Origin of the sequence: Pseudomonas sp. PGPPP1, from assembly GCF_002255865.1 — a bacterium.
Taxonomy (GTDB): Bacteria; Pseudomonadota; Gammaproteobacteria; order Pseudomonadales; family Pseudomonadaceae; genus Aquipseudomonas; species Aquipseudomonas cremoris.
Map to the genome: position 1 here is coordinate 1 of NZ_NKIG01000036.1, position 17,000 is coordinate 17,000.

A 17,000-nucleotide genomic window follows, 5' to 3' on the forward strand; every position below is an offset into this window, starting at 1 on the left:
TTCTGCCAGGCCCAGTCGTACTTGAACGGCACGAGTTGGTTGAGGTCGGCGCGGCAGTTGATCATGCGCTTTTCGTCAACGGCGACGCGGGCGGCGGAGCCTTCCAGCTCGGCGAGGCCTTCGGCGATGTCGAGTTTGTCGAGGGCGGCCTTGGCGCGGATGATCGCGGCGGAGTCGTTGGCGGTCACATTACGCGCTTCCAGCGCGGCAGCAGCGCCAGCACCGTCGAGGCGGTCCATGTTGGCTTCGGTGGCGTGGCCGGCGTTGGCGCCTTTGGTGGCTACTTCGCCTTCTTCTTCTTTGTCGAATTCGTCCCAGCTCAGCATGACGTGTCGTCTCCTGCGTGAGGGCTCAAAGGTGCCCGTGTGAAACCGGATGGTTGGGTGTTCACACGGCCCTGAGGCCGCGGTGGATCTTAAGGAATCGTTTGTTGCAGCTAGCGCACGCATTAAACGGAATTGGGTGTTCGGGTGCTCTGCGTGAGGCTTGAGGTGCGGAGCGGTAGGTGCTTGCTCCAGCGGGAGGCCTCAGGTCTGGCTCTTCATCCCAGTGTAAAGGGATGTTGCAGGCCCGATTTACCCGCGCATTATAGGGAAAAAATCAGCTTTGTGTTGTGACGGATGGTCACGGATCGCAGACAAAAAGCCTGCTTTTCAAGCCAAGTCACGGGTTTGTTGGGGTTGGCTGGAGGGACGAGCGGCAGGATTTTTTTCGAGGGAGCGCAGCGAGGGCAGGGGAGGGCCGGTTCTTTGCCGCAAGAACGATTTCTTGCGGCGAGTAAGGTCGGGTGTGGTGTTAACTAACGAAGTTGTTATCCGTTAGAGCAACCATTGCCCATCACATGGTAATTAAGAATATGACGCTGACCTTGGGAGTCTTCATATTCCATTTTTACCGGTACCACTTCGCAGACTTCTGGAATGCTGCTCATCGACAATACTTTGGCGACGTCCAAGTGGGTGCTGTAAGTGTAGTCCTCGACAATCGGGGCGTTGCGGCTAGCTACGTCAGTCGGGGCTTCGTCGGCCAGGGCGGCGGTGGCGCACAAGCTGCTGAGGGCCATAACTACTAAAGCTTTCATTTCTCTGTTTACCTTATTTAGGTCGAGTGGGGTCACGGGGCCCTTGTGAGGCCGCGTGTGTAACTTAAGAGTTGGGAAGTTCGGATTAACGTTGCCTTCGTGGGGGCTGTTGCGTTGTTAATCACAGTGTCGTGTTGACGGAGTTGATTTTAGGCGTGCGGGTTATATTCATATACCCGTGCTTTTGATAAACACTATTGGCGGTTTTTGTAACAATCCCGTGGTAAAGCTTTTTTCACAAAGCTGCAAAGCGCCGCAGCCTGCGGGCTAGAGCCGCAAACGCGGATGTTAGGGCAATTTGTAGGGGCTTGTTACTACCATCGTCGAATGGTTCTATGGGGCAGCCCCGGCTACAACAGGGCATACAAAAACAACTATTGTCACCGAGGTAAGAAAGATGAGTGCGGCTTCCCTGTACCCCGTTCGCCCCGAAGTAGCAGCCAACACGCTGACTGACGAGGCGACCTACAAGGCCATGTACCAGCAGTCGGTGGTCAACCCCGATGGCTTCTGGCGTGAGCAAGCCAAGCGCCTTGACTGGGTCAAGCCTTTCACCGCGGTGAAGCAGACCTCGTTCGACGACCACCATGTCGACATCAAGTGGTTTGCCGACGGCACCTTGAACGTTTCCTACAACTGCCTGGACCGTCATCTCGCTGAGCGTGGCGACCAGGCAGCCATCATCTGGGAAGGCGATGACCCTTCCGAAAGCCGCACCATCACCTACCGCGAACTGCACGAAGAAGTCTGCAAGTTCGCCAACGCTTTGCGCGGCCAAGACGTGCATCGCGGCGACGTGGTGACTATCTATATGCCGATGATCCCCGAAGCCGTGGTCGCCATGCTGGCGTGTACCCGCATCGGTGCGATTCACTCCGTGGTGTTTGGCGGTTTTTCGCCGGAAGCCCTGGCCGGTCGCATCATCGACTGTAAGTCGAAGGTAGTGATCACTGCTGATGAAGGCATCCGTGCCGGTAAGAAGATTCCGCTCAAGGCCAACGTCGACGACGCCCTGACCAACCCGGAAACCAGCAGCATCCAGAAAGTCATCGTGTGCAAGCGCACCAATGGCGCGATCAAGTGGAACCAGCATCGCGACATCTGGTACGAAGACCTGATGAAAGTGGCGGGCACCGTGTGTGCGCCCAAAGAAATGGGCGCCGAAGAAGCGCTGTTCATTCTTTATACCTCCGGCTCCACTGGCAAGCCTAAAGGCGTGCAGCACACCACCGGCGGCTACCTGCTCTATGCAGCGCTGACCCACGAGCGCGTGTTCGACTACCGCCCGGGCGAGATCTACTGGTGCACCGCCGACGTCGGCTGGGTCACTGGCCACACCTATATTGTCTACGGCCCGCTGGCCAATGGCGCGACCACGCTGCTGTTCGAAGGCGTGCCGAACTACCCGGACATCACTCGGGTCGGCAAGATCGTCGACAAGCACAAGGTCAACATCCTCTACACCGCCCCGACCGCCATCCGCGCGATGATGGCTTCCGGCACCGCCGCCTGCGAAGGCGTTGATGGCAGCAGCTTGCGTCTACTGGGTTCGGTGGGTGAGCCGATCAACCCGGAAGCGTGGGACTGGTACTACAAGAACGTTGGCCAATCCCGTTGCCCGATCGTCGACACCTGGTGGCAGACCGAAACCGGCGCCACCTTGATGAGCCCGCTGCCGGGCGCCCATGCGCTCAAGCCGGGTTCGGCGGCACGGCCATTCTTCGGTGTGGTGCCGGCGTTGGTGGACAACCTGGGCAACATCATCGAAGGCGCTGCCGAAGGCAACCTGGTGATCCTCGATTCGTGGCCAGGCCAGGCCCGTACCCTGTACGGCGACCATGACCGTTTTGTCGATACCTACTTCAAGACCTTCCGTGGCATGTACTTCACCGGTGACGGCGCTCGTCGCGACGAAGACGGCTACTGGTGGATCACTGGGCGTGTGGATGACGTGTTGAACGTGTCGGGCCACCGCATGGGTACCGCCGAGATTGAAAGCGCCATGGTCGCCCACCCGAAAGTCGCCGAAGCGGCGGTGGTCGGTGTGCCGCATGACATCAAGGGGCAGGGCATCTATGTGTATGTCACCCTCAAGAATGGCGAAGAGCCGAACGAGGCGCTGCGCCTGGAGCTGAAAAACTGGGTGCGCAAAGAGATCGGGCCGATTGCTTCGCCGGACGTGATCCAGTGGGCACCGGGCTTGCCGAAGACACGCTCGGGGAAAATCATGCGGCGGATTTTGCGCAAGATTGCCACGGCTGAGTATGACGGGCTGGGGGATATCTCCACCCTGGCAGACCCGGGTGTAGTGGCGCATTTGATTGAGACGCACAAGACCATGAATGTGGCGTAAGGCGGGTTGGTGATACAGAGCCCCATTCGGTGTGAGCCGGATGGGGCTTTTTTGTGGGATCTTGCAAGCAGTGGAGATCCCCTGTGGGAGATTCTATGTTGCAGTGCAAGCAAGCCCGCTCCCACATTTGGACTGCATTTCATAGCGAGGGCGGTGGTGGTATGACGAGCCTGCATAACCTTCAGGCCAATAAATATCGGTTTCTCTCGTAGGGCATTTCTGAATGTTACCGTTGTTGCCAAATGTGTAACCCAGCGCCCAAACATGAGGCGATGTGCTACACCTGTGCCCCGAGAAACCCCATTCCAGACGCTCCCAGAAATAAGATTAAACGCCAGACTTGCCGTGCTAGAAGGGTTTGCGAATAATAGGCCCGCAATTTGCAGCATCAACAGGTTTAATATCTTTTGTCTCTGCATAAAATTCAGAGGCTGTCAATGTGCTGGACCCGCTTTCTCGGTGCTTCTGTAAATTGTTGTCGCATTGAGGAAATATCGGCTTCCGGCCTGTCGTTAGAATGCCGATCACTCGCTCGTCGTCGCAGGTTTAACTTGTGTAGGACGCAGCACCGCAATTCGGTTTCCCTTAAGTCGCATCGTGGGCCATGGCTCATACTGCTGTTTTGCCCTATACCGATGGAGTCCCAAGATGAAGAAACTCGTGCTGTTGGGCGCCCTGGCGCTGTCCGTGCTGTCCATGCAGGCTTTCGCTGATGAGAAGCCCCTGAAGATTGGTATCGAAGCGGCTTACCCTCCGTTTGCCTCGAAGGCGCCGGATGGCAGCATCGTGGGCTTTGACTACGACATCGGCAACGCCCTGTGCGAAGAGATGAAGGTCAAGTGTGTATGGGTTGAGCAAGAGTTCGACGGCCTGATCCCTGCGCTGAAAGTGCGCAAGATCGACGCGATCCTGTCGTCCATGTCCATCACTGACGACCGCAAGAAGTCGGTGGACTTCACCAACCGCTACTACCTGAGCCCAGCACAGCTGGTGATGAAGGAAGGCACCGCCGTCAGCGACAGCCTGGATGAATTGAAAGGCAAGAAAATTGGCGTGCAGCGCGGTTCGATCCACGATCGCTTCGCCAAGGAAGTCCTGGCTCCTAAAGGCGCCACGGTTGTTCCTTACAGCTCGCAGAACGAAATCTACCTGGACGTGGAAGCCGGTCGCCTTGACGGTACCGTGGCTGACGCCACCCTGCTGCAAGACGGTTTCCTGAAAACCCCGGCCGGTAAAGGCTACGCGTTCGTGGGCCCACAGTTCACCGACGCCAAGTACTTCGGTGACGGCATCGGTATCGCGGTACGTAAAGGCGACAAGGCCGAGCTGGACAAGATCAACGCGGCCATCGCAGCGATCCGTGCCAACGGCAAATACAAGCAAATCCAGGACAAATACTTCGACTTCGATATTTACGGCGCTGACCCTAAGTAACTCGTCGCAGCTGTCTGTCCGCAATGGCGCAAGCAACAGAATTCCTGAGGTTTGCGCCATTTTTTCATCCCCCTTTTCGAGGACCTGAATCATGTTGAAAGGCTACGGGGCCGTCATCCTCGATGGCGCATGGTTGACGCTTCAGCTCGCCTTGTCGTCCATGGCCTTGGCCATTGTTCTGGGTCTGATCGGGGTCGCGTTGCGCCTGTCGCCGGTGCGCTGGTTGGCCTGGCTGGGTGACTTGTACTCCACAGTGATCCGCGGGATCCCTGACCTGGTGCTGATCCTGCTGATTTTCTACGGCGGCCAGGACCTGCTTAACCGCGTCGCGCCGATGCTCGGCTATGACGACTATATCGACTTGAACCCCTTGGCCGCCGGTATCGGCACCCTGGGTTTCATCTTTGGCGCCTACCTCTCGGAAACCTTCCGTGGCGCCTTCATGGCCATTCCCAAGGGCCAGGCCGAGGCCGGCCTTGCGTATGGCATGAGCAGTTTCCAGGTGTTTTTCCGGGTGATGGTGCCGCAGATGATTCGTCTGGCGATCCCCGGCTTCACCAACAACTGGCTGGTACTCACCAAGGCCACCGCGCTGATCTCGGTGGTGGGTTTGCAAGACATGATGTTCAAGGCCAAGCAGGCGGCAGATGCCACCCGCGAGCCTTTTACCTTCTTCCTCGCAGTGGCGGCGATGTACCTGGTGATCACCAGCGTGTCGTTGCTGGCCCTGCGTCATCTTGAGAAGCGCTACTCGGTAGGCGTAAGGGCGGCTGATCTATGATCTTCGACTACAACGTCATCTGGGAGGCCATGCCGCTGTACCTTGGCGGCCTGCTGACCACCCTGAAACTGCTCGCCATCTCGTTGTTTTTCGGCCTGCTCGCCGCCTTGCCCCTGGGCTTGATGCGTGTGTCCAAGCAGCCGGTCGTCAACGGCGCGGCCTGGCTCTACACCTACGTGATCCGCGGCACGCCGATGCTGGTGCAGTTGTTCTTGATCTACTACGGGCTGGCCCAGTTCGAAGCCGTACGTGAAAGCTTCCTGTGGCCGCTGCTGTCCAGCGCCACGTTCTGTGCGTGCCTGGCGTTTGCGATCAACACCAGTGCCTACACCGCCGAGATCATTGCCGGTAGCCTCAAGGCCACCCCTAATGGCGAGATCGAAGCGGCCAAGGCCATGGGTATGTCGCGCTACAAGCTGTACCGCCGCATCCTGTTGCCATCGGCCTTGCGCCGCGCGCTGCCGCAGTACAGCAACGAAGTGATCATGATGCTGCAGACCACCAGCCTGGCCTCCATCGTCACCTTGATCGACATCACCGGTGCCGCGCGCACGGTGAACGCCCAGTTCTACCTGCCGTTCGAAGCCTATATCACCGCCGGTGTGTTCTACCTGTGCCTGACCTTCATCCTGGTGCGCCTGTTCAAGTTGGCCGAGCGCCGCTGGCTGAGCTACCTGGCTCCACGGAAGCACTGATATGCAACGTATCGATCACCTGTTGCCCTGGGGCCACCTGGGCTGCGAGCGCCAGCTGAGCGTATTCCGTTTTGGCAAGGGCGAGCGCAAGGCCTATATCCAAGCCAGCCTGCACGCCGATGAGTTGCCCGGCATGCGCGCCGCGTGGGAGCTGAAGAAGCGCCTCGCTGAACTTGAAGAGCAAGGCGCCCTCAACGGCGTGATCGAGTTGGTGCCGGTCGCCAACCCGATGGGCCTCGGCCAGTTGCTGCAAGGCAGCCATCAGGGGCGTTTCGAGATCGGCAGCGGCAAGAATTTCAACCGTGACTTCGTTGAGTTGAGCGAGCCGGTTGCAGCGTTGCTCGACGGCAAGCTGGGGGATGATCCCCACGCCAACGTGCGCCTGATTCGCCAGGCCATGAGCGATGCCCTTGACGCGTTGCCCGCGCCAAGCAGCCAGTTGCAAGGCATGCAACGCATCTTGCTGAGCCACGCCTGCACCGCCGACGTGGTCTTGGACCTGCACTGCGACGCCGAAGCTGCGCTGCACATGTACGCGTTGCCGCAGCATTGGCCGCAGTGGCGCTCGCTGTCAGCGCACTTGAATGTGAAAGTCGGGTTGCTGGCGGAAGACTCCGGCGGCAGCTCGTTTGACGAAGCCTGTTCGCTGCCGTGGCTGCGTTTGTCCCGCGCGTTCCCCGAGGCGCAGATCCCGTTGGCGTGCCTGGCGACCACCCTGGAGTTGGGCGGGCAAGCCGATACGGGCCGCGATGAGGCGATCTTCCATGCCGAAGGCATCCTCGCGTTCCTCGCCGAACAAGGCTTGATCAAGGGCGAATGGCCCGCGCCGCAACACGAGCCTTGCGAAGGCGTGCCCTTCGAAGGCACTGAATTGCTGTTTGCACCCCACGCCGGGGTGATCAGTTACCTGCGTAAAGCCGGTGACTGGGTTGAAGCCGGCGAACCGATTTTTGAAGTGATTGATCCCCTGGAAGACCGCGTGAGCACTGTTTGCGCGGGCACGACCGGGGTGTTGTTTGCCGTTGAACGGCTACGTTATGCCCAAGCGGGTTTCTGGCTGGCCAAGGTGGCGGGGCGCGAAGCGCTGCGTCACGGGCGCTTGCTCAACGACTGACCACCTGTTTTTGTGAGAACCGACCGCATGTACAAACTTGAAGTCCAAGACCTGCATAAACGCTATGGCAGTCATGAAGTGCTCAAAGGTGTATCCCTGGCCGCCGCTGCCGGTGATGTGATCAGCATCATCGGTTCCAGTGGCTCAGGCAAAAGTACCTTTTTGCGCTGCATCAACCTGCTGGAGCAACCCCATGCCGGCAAGATTCTGCTCAACAACGAAGAGCTGAAACTGGTGGCCAACAAGGACGGCGCCATGAAGGCAGCCGACCCTAAACAACTGCAACGCATGCGTTCGCGCCTGTCGATGGTGTTCCAGCATTTCAACTTGTGGTCGCACATGACTGCGCTTGAAAACGTGATGGAAGCACCGGTGCACGTGCTGGGCATGTCGAAAAAAGAAGCCCGTGAAAAGGCCGAGCATTACCTGGCCAAAGTGGGCGTGGGCCACCGCAAGGATGCGTTCCCCGGCCACATGTCCGGTGGCGAGCAGCAGCGTGTGGCAATCGCCCGTGCCCTGGCGATGGAGCCGGAGGTGATGCTGTTCGACGAACCTACCTCGGCCCTCGACCCGGAACTGGTTGGCGAAGTGCTCAAGGTCATGCAGGACCTGGCCCAGGAAGGCCGCACCATGGTGGTGGTGACCCACGAAATGGGCTTCGCCCGTGAAGTGTCGAACCAGTTGGTGTTCCTGCACAAAGGCATCGTGGAAGAACGTGGCAACCCGCGTGAAGTGCTGGTGAACCCGCAGTCCGAGCGTTTGCAGCAGTTCTTGTCCGGTAGCTTGAAATAATCAAGGCTGCTTTTGTGCACTGAATTAGTGCATGCTCCACAGTCTTGAAGTCGACCTCAATCCCCTGTGGGAGCGGGCTTGCTCGCGAATGCGATCTATCAAATACAGATGTATTGACTGACACGCCGCATTCGCGAGCAAGCCCGCTCCCACATTTGGATCTTCATCGACTTAAGGATTTGTGCTCGATTACGGGCTAGCATTGGCCTTTGTCTTCATTACTGTTACTGGCTTCGGATAGCACTCCATGACCGCCCACAAAATTGGTTTCCTGATTTGGCCCAGCACAAAAGCACTCACGCTTGCGCTGGCTGAGGAGGCCTTGCGCGTTGCCCAGCGGGTGCATCCGGACGTGGTCTACGAGTTGTCGTTCCTGCTCGCCGAACCTGCCACCGAGGGCGCCTGGCAACTGCCGGGTGAACCGTGGGCCGGCAAGCTGGAAGGTTTCCAGAAGCTGTTCCTGCTGGCGGACGAACCACCGACGGCTATTGCCTCCCAGCTCAGTACTGCCCTCAAGCAACTGGTGCGCGCCGGGTGTGTGATCGGCGGTTTGTCGGCGGGTGTGTACCCGCTGGCCCAACTCGGCTTGCTCGACGGCTACCGCGCCGCCGTGCATTGGCGCTGGCAGGACGATTTCGCCGAACGCTTCCCCAAGGTCATCGCCACCAGCCATCTGTTCGACTGGGACCGCGACCGCCTCACCGCCTGCGGTGGCATGTCGGTACTCGACCTGCTGTTGGCGGTGCTGGCCCGTGATCACGGCGCCGAACTGGCCGGTGCGGTCTCCGAAGAACTGGTCGTGGAGCGCATCCGCGAAGGCGGCGAACGCCAGCGCATTCCCCTGCAAAACCGCCTGGGCTCCAGCCATCCCAAGCTGACCCAGGCCGTTCTGCTGATGGAAGCCAATATCGAAGAGCCGCTGACCACCGACGAAATCGCCCAGCATGTTTGCGTGTCACGACGACAACTCGAACGCATCTTCAAGCAATACCTCAACCGTGTCCCCAGCCAGTATTACCTGGAGCTGCGCCTGAACAAGGCCCGCCAGATGCTGATGCAAACCAGCAAGTCGATCATCCAGATCGGCCTGTCGTGCGGCTTCTCCTCAGGGCCGCACTTCTCCAGCGCCTACCGCAACTTCTTCGGCGCCACCCCGCGCGAAGACCGCAACCAGCGCCGCAGCAGCAGCCCGTTCGAGCTGTCGTCGGTACCCGCCGAGCGCGGCTGAGCCGGATTATTCCTCCTCGGGGCGCGGTGAGGGGGGCTGTATCGGTTCGTTCTGTTCATCGAGTGCGACTTCAATCACCTGAAAATCGATGCTTGTGCGCAGGTAGTACTCCCTCAAGCGAGCCAGGCTTTGCGCCGAAAGTGGGTTGCCGCGCAAATCGGAATCATCGTGAAACGTCGGCATCATTTCGAGAATATCGGCGGGTATCTCGCGGATGTCGTTGTGGCTGAGGTCCAGGGTTTGCAGTTCGGTGAGCTGGAACACACCGTGGGGGACGTGCTGGATGCGTGTTTGACGCAAATGCAGGGACGTCAGTTGGCTCATGCCACTCACATCAGGGGTATTTCCCAGTGGGTTATGGCTCAAATCCAGGAACTCTACGGAACCAAGGTCGGATATCGAGCGTGCAGTATCGGCCGTCAGGCTTATGCCGCAGTTCGATAGCTCCAGGCTGGTCAACGTGGGCAGGCTGAATAGAGCGCGTGGCAACTGCCCCAGTGAGCATCGGCTCACGGACAGCGTCTGCAGCTTGGGGAAACACCTGAGGAGGCCATCAAGGGTGGTGAGTGCGCCATCTGCTGTCAGGTCAAGCCGCGAGATGTGTTCGAAGCGCGCAGTCAGCTGCGGCAGTGCCCCCATGATTGGGGCATCGAGAATCAGGGCGTGGGTGAGCTCATCATCGAGACTCTCTTCATCTTCGGGGCTTTCCCGCCGCCAGGCCTGCTTCAGCAAGGTTTTGACGTTACGTCGGTGTAACCGTTGTTCGGCCTGGGCTGTTTCGTCCAGCGGGACGTCAAGAATGGGATGCCGCTGCGGCACGTTGTCTATCCAGTTTTCAAGGTCGGTTTCCAACTGGCGGTATTCGGCGTCGAGCCGTATCAGGTGCGGCAGGACCTCACTCATCGTGCCCGGCAGCCTGAAAATGAAGCGATCCGCTTCGCTGGCCAAAAGGCTGGGGTATAGCTGCTGCACCCGTTCACGCAGCGAGGTGGGCAGTTGGGCATTGAAATATTCACCGGTGCGTTGGCAATTCTGCTTGATGCGTTCCAGGGTCGCATCGGACAGTGGGTTGCCGGCAATGTTGAAATCGTACGTAGCGGGCGCCGGTAAGCGGAACGTGGCGTCGGGCAATTCGCGGATTGCATTGTGGCTCAGATTCACGCTCATGCGTCGCGTGGGAGTGAGCAAACCTTGCGGCACCTCTCGCAGTCCTGTGTCTTGCAGAGAGACCAATGCAAGGTCGGGGAGCCCGCGCAAGTCCAAGGGTCTTTCCAGCGTATTGTGATCAAGGTTCAAGTACTGCAGGCGCGTCCGGCTCTCTAACGCACGCTGGCTGGCGACCGACAGCTTGATGCCACAACGTGAAAGACCCAAATGGGTCAGCCCCGGTAAGTCGAAGACAGCGAGTGGAATATCGCCCATTACGGTGTTCTGGATGTTGAGAATATTCAGCATCGGGAAGCTTTTGAGGAAAAGGCCAAGATCAAATGGGCCGCCATTGCCCTCGATGTTGATGTAGCCGATGTGTGCAAACCTGGCGCTTAGCGTCGGCAATTCCCCGACCAGCATTTGTGGCACTGTCAGTGCGTGAATGAAGGGCGTATCTGGCGCAATCTCGCGCCGCCACGTGCGCTCCAATAGCTGTTGCAGGGCGTTGCGCCTGGCCTGTTCCAGCGGCGACAGTCGCTCCTCCAGTGACCAATGGGCAAGCTCCTGCTGTAGTGTCTCCAGCTCGTCGGTCAGGCGCGCCAGTTCGCGTTTGCCGGCTTCGATGTCGCCGGGCAGCGAAAAAACTACCCGATTCAGTTCATCGTGGCTCAGTGATGGGTACAGTCTTCGTGCGTCTTGTTGATCTACCGCCAGGGCTTCGATTTCCCAACTGCTGCCATGGACCTGAAAGTAGCGTTTTACTTGTTCCAGGCTCGCTCGAGAGAGCGGGTTGCCGGATAGATCAAAGCGTTGGCTGGCCGTTGATGACATCTCGAACATGGCCTCAGGCAGCTCTTGGATACGGTTATCACTCAAGAAAGCGGTCTCAAGTTCCGGGAGGGTCAGCAGGCCTGGCGGCAGGCGGTCGATGCCGGTATTGGACAGGTCCAGGTCCAGCAAGTCGGTCATTGAGGCGATATCGGGTATCAGCCCCAGTGGGTTGCGATGCAGGTTCAGGCCGCGCAGGCGATGCATCGATGCCAGTCGCGCACGGCTCGCGGGGTTCAGGGTGATGTGGCAATTGTCCAGGTTCAGTATGTTCAGGTCCGGTAAGGTATGGAGGTCATCAGGTAACTGGCCAAGGTGAATATCTCTAATCTCCAGGTGGCGCACGCGGCGGAATAAAGGCAGCAACGCCTCGACGCCCTGGGTGCCATCGGTGCCGACCACTGCTAGCAGACTCACGTGGTCGAAGTTGGCGTTCAGACGCGGTAATTCCCCGAGGATCGGAAGGTCAATCCGCAACGTATAACCGTCGCGGTCAGGGTCTTCAAAGTAGTCATCAACGTCCGTTTCGCGACGCCAGCACTGTTGAATTCGATCTGCAATCAGTGCGCGATTCTGCCGGTCATATTGGCGTCTTCGGGCGCGTAGCGGCGTTTGCGTGGTTGGATGATGTGTAGGCGTATCCCGTTGCCAGCCGTACAGGTCAAGTGCCAATTGTCGATATTCGTCGTCCAGCGCCGTGAGTCGAGCGTCGGCACCTCCAGGTTGATGGGCCAGACCGTCGACAAAAGCCTGAACCTCTGGGTCGGAAAAGCGCGGGTAGAGCGCTCGCGTGCGCTGTTGCAGGGTCAGCGGTGGGCCGGCGTTGACCTGTTCGGCGGGGTAGCCGTTGTCATTGCCGAGCAGGCGCTGGGTCTCGAAAGGTAGCGGGTCGCTATGGTCGGGCTTGAGCAGGGTGCGCAGTTCATCACGTGGCAGTGGGCGCTGACGTAAGCGGTGACGCAATTCGGCAGCCTGGTGAATCTCAATGCGCAATGCCTCGCGCTGGGCACCGGGAAGGGCGTGCAGCACCGCAGTGTACAGATCGGTTTCACCGTGCAGCGGGCCGTTGGCGTCGTGGGGCACATAGCGGCCTTGTTCGGTGCGTACCAGCAGACGCCGAATCGGCGCAGTGTCAGGGCCGATGGTGTTCCAGAGGTCGCCCGCTTTATTAAAGTGGCGCGCCTCAAGGTGTATCTGGTCCGACCAGCCTGGTTGCAACCTCAGCGAGTTGAGGGCCAAGCGGTCGGTGTCAAGGCTGCGCGTCGCTTCAAGATGCTGGCCCTCATAGGCACGGTTGATGCGCAATTCGTCCATGACGCTATGGGCCAGTTGGTCCAGGTGCTCGGGTGTCTGGCGCAGGTCCAGCTCTTGTAGGTCGGCGCCGCTGGCTCGCCGCAAAAGACTGTCGGCGATGCTCGCTGGCAGGCCCGGCGCGATGTGTTGCATTTGTTGGGTGAGTGGCTCGCGCGTGTATTGCAATGGAGCGTAGCGCGAATCGAACAGCGCGCCCCGTTGGCTTTCAGCGATATCGGCGAGTTTTTTACGCAGGTGACGTGTGCGAGCTTCCAGGCTCAGCTGCGGGTCGCTGGCGCGCTCGCCAAACTGCGCGGTGATTTCATCAGGGCTCAAGGCACTGAGGACGGTTTTGAGCAGGTCGCCACTTTTCAGTTGTTCTTCGTGGATGCGCACACTGGGCTTTTCGGGGTCACCAAAGTTCCAGGTGACCTCGCCGCGTTCGTTGAAAAACGCTAAGCCTTTTGACTTGGGCCAGTAACCGTAACTGGTCAACAGTTGCAACTGGTCCTGCGGGTCGACGGCGTGATACACGGCAGGGTCGTCGCTGCGCAGGTTGTCGATCAGTTGCTGAAGTTCACGGTCGATTTTCAGGCGTGCCAAGGTGTCGCTGAGCAGCGGCGGGGTTGGTTCGCTGTTGACGTGGATTCTGCGCAGCGCGCCCTCTGTTACGCCGCTGATGTCCTGGGCCAGCTCGCGGTCGGCGGCGACTAGCGCTTGCGCCGTGTGGCCCAGTCTTTCCAGCAATGTTGAGCGATCCCACTGTTGGGGGTACTCGAGCTCCGTGTGCCAGGCGCCCGTGCCGTTATGGCGCACGTCGGGCTTGAAGGCGTCGGGGCGAGAGGGGTGTTTGATGCGGTAGTAGCGACTGTCGAGGGGTTTTTCCACGGCGTACAGTTTGCCGTCCAGTGTCAACATCGACTCGCCGTTGATCACGTGCAAGCCCTGTTCGTTGAAGCCCAGGCGCGCGTACGCGTCATAGGGTTGTTGGTAGGGCTTGAGATCAGGTTTCCAATAGCGGTGGCTTCCGTTCGCCAATTTCACAGGCTTGAAACGGTCGATAAAGGCCAGTACGTCCTTGGGCAATACTTTGCGCAGCTCGGTCACACCGATGGTGGTGCCAGCAACAAAGGTGCCCAACTGTACGCCCGCCTCGACCACCCCGACAAAGTGGCCGATCGCTTCTTGGCCTTCGCCTTCGGCCCAGTCGATGATGCCTTCGAAGACTTCATCCAGCAGTTGATACGCCATATAACCCAACATCAACTCGCCAAGGCCAGGCACAAACGGGGCCACCACCTGCACGACGGCATTGAGGATCGCCGAGGCCACGTTGGCGAAGGAGTCCCACAGCGCCCAACGTGCCGCGCGGTCGGCATTTGCTGTGGATACCGCGAGAGTTCGGGCGTCGTTCAGCAGTTTGTCGAGTTTTTGCTGATAGAGGTACTGCCATGGGTTGCCAGCAATCGGGGTGGCAACGAACTGCAGCTTGGGATCACTCGTAGGTTCCTTGCGCCAGGGCGCCAGCCCACTTCCCGGTTCAGGCGGATGGAAGGTGATTTTCGCCAGGCGCTGGCTCAAACCGGCGAAGAACGCGCCACGCCGGTCGTGGTCGACAAAGCGGCTGAAAAAAACCTGGTAGTCCTCGTCGCGCAATTGGCGTACCAGCTTCTGTTTAAACGCCAGGGGCGAGGCGTATTGCTTGATCGGGTGGGCTGGGTCATCCGGTATATAGGCCACCAGGCGTTGGGCGTTGCGTGAGGTTTCCAGGTTGGGCGCAAACAGCAGGATGCCGGTAAGCGGGGCGTCCATCACGCTCAACCTGTGACACAACAAGGGGGCGCCGTCGAGCGTCACGTTGTGCTCGTCTTTTATCAAGGCTTCAATCAGCGGGCGCACCTCATTGTCGATATCGCCGCTGATCGTCGCTAACTGCAATGAGGCTCGCAGCTGGGCTTTCTGGCTGGCATCGATCTTGTGTTGCAGCACTGCGGCAGACACCGGTTCGTCCATGCCCAATTGCGTGCGCAGGTACTTGGTATAGCGGGCGCCGATGTCCAGCTCACGGCAGAGGCGGGTGAAGGCGGTGATGGAGATTACCTGGCGAATGGCTGGCAACGTGTCGAACTGGCCAGCGCTATAAGGTTGGCTAATGTAGGTGGAGGCTGGCTCGTAGGCGTTGTCTTGGGTTTCGTTGTAGTCGAAGTTATGCAGGGCTGCGTCGAGCAGGGAGACGGTCCAGGTGCGTGCGCCACCGGTTTGAATTGAAAACCACGGTACGGTCTGCGGGATATATAGACGCAGGTAGACGGATTCGCTGTTCAGGTCGAGGCTGAAGCGGTTGAGTAGTGCGTCCTCCAGGATCGGTTTGGCAAAGGTCTTGGCGTCTTGCAGCTTTTCCAGGGCACTATCGACGCGGTTCTGCGCTTGCCAATGGGCGGCGTTCAGTTGATGCAGTTCGGTGCGTTGGGCTGCGGTGCCTGCCAGCACCCGTGGCGCCGTTTGTTTCAGTGCTTCACGCTTGCCGGGGCTGGCCTGGCCCAACCAGTGCGGTACGGCGGTCGTGAGGGGCTGGTAATGGTGGTCGGGGCGTGTGGTCATTGGACTCGTCTCTGAATACTCGGAAAGAGCCTCAGTAGATCAAGCGGTGCACAGTTGAAGTGGCTAGATAGTTAAGGCGTTTGACCCTGCCGCAAACCCCCTGCGCAGTTTAAACTGCGCCATTGCGACGGTAATTGTCGCATTGGCGTAAACCCGCCAAAAACGTGGGTTTGCGCTATAAGAAGTTGTCGCTTGGCGACAAGGCCGCACTGAAAACTGTCCTTACAATCCCTGCATCGCCCGCCAGTTCCAGGCAGGCGTTCCTCTTCAGGAGACTCCGATGTCCGTTGAGCAAGCCCCGGTGCAACGTGCCGATTTCGACCAGGTCATGGTTCCCAACTACGCACCTGCCGCATTCATCCCCGTGCGTGGCGAAGGTTCGCGCGTTTGGGACCAGGCGGGTCGCGAGCTGATCGACTTTGCCGGCGGCATCGCGGTCAACGTATTGGGCCATGCCCACCCGGCTCTGGTCGGTGCGCTGACCGAACAGGCCAACAAGCTGTGGCACGTCTCCAACGTTTTTACCAATGAGCCGGCCCTGCGCCTGGCCCACAAGTTGATCGACGCCACTTTTGCCGAGCGCGTGTTCTTCTGCAACTCCGGCGCCGAGGCCAACGAGGCCGCGTTCAAGCTGGCCCGTCGCGTTGCGTTCGACCGTTTCGGCACTGAGAAGTACGAGATCATCGCAGCTCTGAACAGCTTCCACGGGCGTACCCTGTTCACCGTCAACGTCGGTGGCCAGTCCAAGTACTCCGATGGCTTCGGTCCTAAAATCACCGGCATCACCCACGTGCCTTATAACGACCTGGCTGCGCTGAAAGCCGCTGTGTCGGACAAGACCTGCGCCGTAGTACTGGAGCCGATCCAGGGCGAAGGCGGCGTACTGCCGGCTGAACTGGCTTACCTGCAAGGTGCACGCGAACTGTGCGACGCGAACGACGCGCTGCTGGTGTTCGACGAAGTACAAACCGGCATGGGCCGCAGCGGCCACCTGTTCGCCTACCAGCATTACGGCGTCACGCCAGACATCCTTACCAGCGCCAAAAGCCTGGGCGGCGGTTTCCCGATTGCAGCGATGCTCACCACCGAAGCGCTCGCCAAGCACCTGGTGGTCGGCACCCACGGCACCACCTACGGCGGCAACCCGCTGGCGTGTGCAGTGGCCGAGGCGGTGATCGACGTGATCAACACGCCAGAAGTACTGGCCGGTGTGAACGCCAAGCACGACCTGTTTAAGGCGCGCCTGGAACAGATCGGCAAGCAATACGGCATCTTCACCGAAGTGCGCGGCATGGGCCTGTTGATTGGTTGCGTATTGAGCGACGCGTTCAAAGGCAAGGCCAAGGACGTGTTCAACGCGGCCGAGAAAGAAAACCTGATGATCCTGCAAGCCGGTCCGGACGTGGTGCGTTTTGCGCCGAGTTTGGTGGTGGAGGATGCGGACATCAAGGAAGGCCTGGATCGTTTTGAGCGTGCTGTGAAGGCGTTGACGCAAGCCTGATGGACCGCTCGGCGCCGGATGATCGGCGCCGAGCACAAATTTTGTATGCCGGACTCCTCGGTTGGAGCTGTGAAGATCAAATGTGGGAGCGGCGGTTCGACGCTCCCACAGTTGATCTCACTGGTTTCAAGTTTATGTCCGGCATTTTTT

The 17,000-nt window shown here is 59.3% G+C and carries 10 protein-coding genes and 1 pseudogene; 8 read left to right on the plus strand and 3 right to left on the minus strand.

The genetic code is table 11. The features are described 5' to 3' along the window. Both CFE47_RS27385 and CFE47_RS27390 read right to left on the minus strand, forming a co-directional pair. Positions 1-326, minus strand: a pseudogene (locus tag CFE47_RS27385) (ribonucleotide-diphosphate reductase subunit beta); the annotation flags it as partial. A gap of 485 nt (positions 327-811) precedes the next feature. Then, positions 812-1,081: a DUF2790 domain-containing protein gene (locus tag CFE47_RS27390; RefSeq protein ID WP_026136438.1), complete on the minus strand. Its 270-nt coding sequence runs from the start codon at positions 1,079-1,081 to the stop codon at positions 812-814. Positions 1,082-1,478: 397 nt separating this feature from the next. Here CFE47_RS27390 and acs point away from each other — a divergent pair, with 397 nt between their 5' ends. The 7 genes from acs to argR all read left to right on the plus strand — a co-directional run bounded on the left by acs (position 1,479) and on the right by argR (position 9,478). Beyond that, positions 1,479-3,434 (plus strand): acetate--CoA ligase, encoded by a 1,956-nt coding sequence (acs, locus tag CFE47_RS27395; protein ID WP_017734150.1) that lies wholly within the window; start codon positions 1,479-1,481, stop codon positions 3,432-3,434. Between the two features lie 648 nt (positions 3,435-4,082). Further along, positions 4,083-4,868 (plus strand): L-arginine-binding protein AotJ, encoded by a 786-nt coding sequence (aotJ, locus tag CFE47_RS27400; RefSeq protein WP_185703161.1) that lies wholly within the window; start codon positions 4,083-4,085, stop codon positions 4,866-4,868. A gap of 91 nt (positions 4,869-4,959) precedes the next feature. After that, a complete protein-coding gene (locus CFE47_RS27405; RefSeq protein ID WP_010208305.1) occupies positions 4,960-5,649 on the plus strand; it encodes an ABC transporter permease in 690 nt (229 codons plus the stop codon). Continuing rightward, on the plus strand, positions 5,646-6,344 hold the full coding sequence (locus CFE47_RS27410) for an ABC transporter permease (RefSeq protein WP_141155841.1): 699 nt from the start codon (positions 5,646-5,648) through the stop codon (positions 6,342-6,344). Before CFE47_RS27405 ends, CFE47_RS27410 begins: the two co-directional genes overlap by 4 nt. Position 6,345: 1 nt before the next feature. Beyond that, positions 6,346-7,458, plus strand: a complete 1,113-nt coding sequence (locus CFE47_RS27415; protein ID WP_286841840.1) for a succinylglutamate desuccinylase/aspartoacylase family protein — start codon at positions 6,346-6,348, stop codon at positions 7,456-7,458. A gap of 27 nt (positions 7,459-7,485) precedes the next feature. Then, positions 7,486-8,250: an ABC transporter ATP-binding protein gene (locus CFE47_RS27420; protein ID WP_005790637.1), complete on the plus strand. Its 765-nt coding sequence runs from the start codon at positions 7,486-7,488 to the stop codon at positions 8,248-8,250. A 247-nt stretch (positions 8,251-8,497) separates the two neighbouring features. Continuing rightward, complete coding sequence (argR, locus tag CFE47_RS27425) at positions 8,498-9,478, plus strand: transcriptional regulator ArgR (RefSeq protein ID WP_185703167.1); 981 nt, start codon at positions 8,498-8,500, stop codon at positions 9,476-9,478. Positions 9,479-9,484: 6 nt separating this feature from the next. Here argR and CFE47_RS27430 read toward each other — a convergent pair whose 3' ends face one another. Further along, a complete protein-coding gene (locus CFE47_RS27430; protein WP_286841843.1) occupies positions 9,485-15,349 on the minus strand; it encodes a leucine-rich repeat domain-containing protein in 5,865 nt (1,954 codons plus the stop codon). Between the two features lie 280 nt (positions 15,350-15,629). Here CFE47_RS27430 and CFE47_RS27435 point away from each other — a divergent pair, with 280 nt between their 5' ends. Further along, on the plus strand, positions 15,630-16,850 hold the full coding sequence (locus CFE47_RS27435) for an aspartate aminotransferase family protein (protein WP_286841845.1): 1,221 nt from the start codon (positions 15,630-15,632) through the stop codon (positions 16,848-16,850). Positions 16,851-17,000 lie beyond the last annotated feature (150 nt).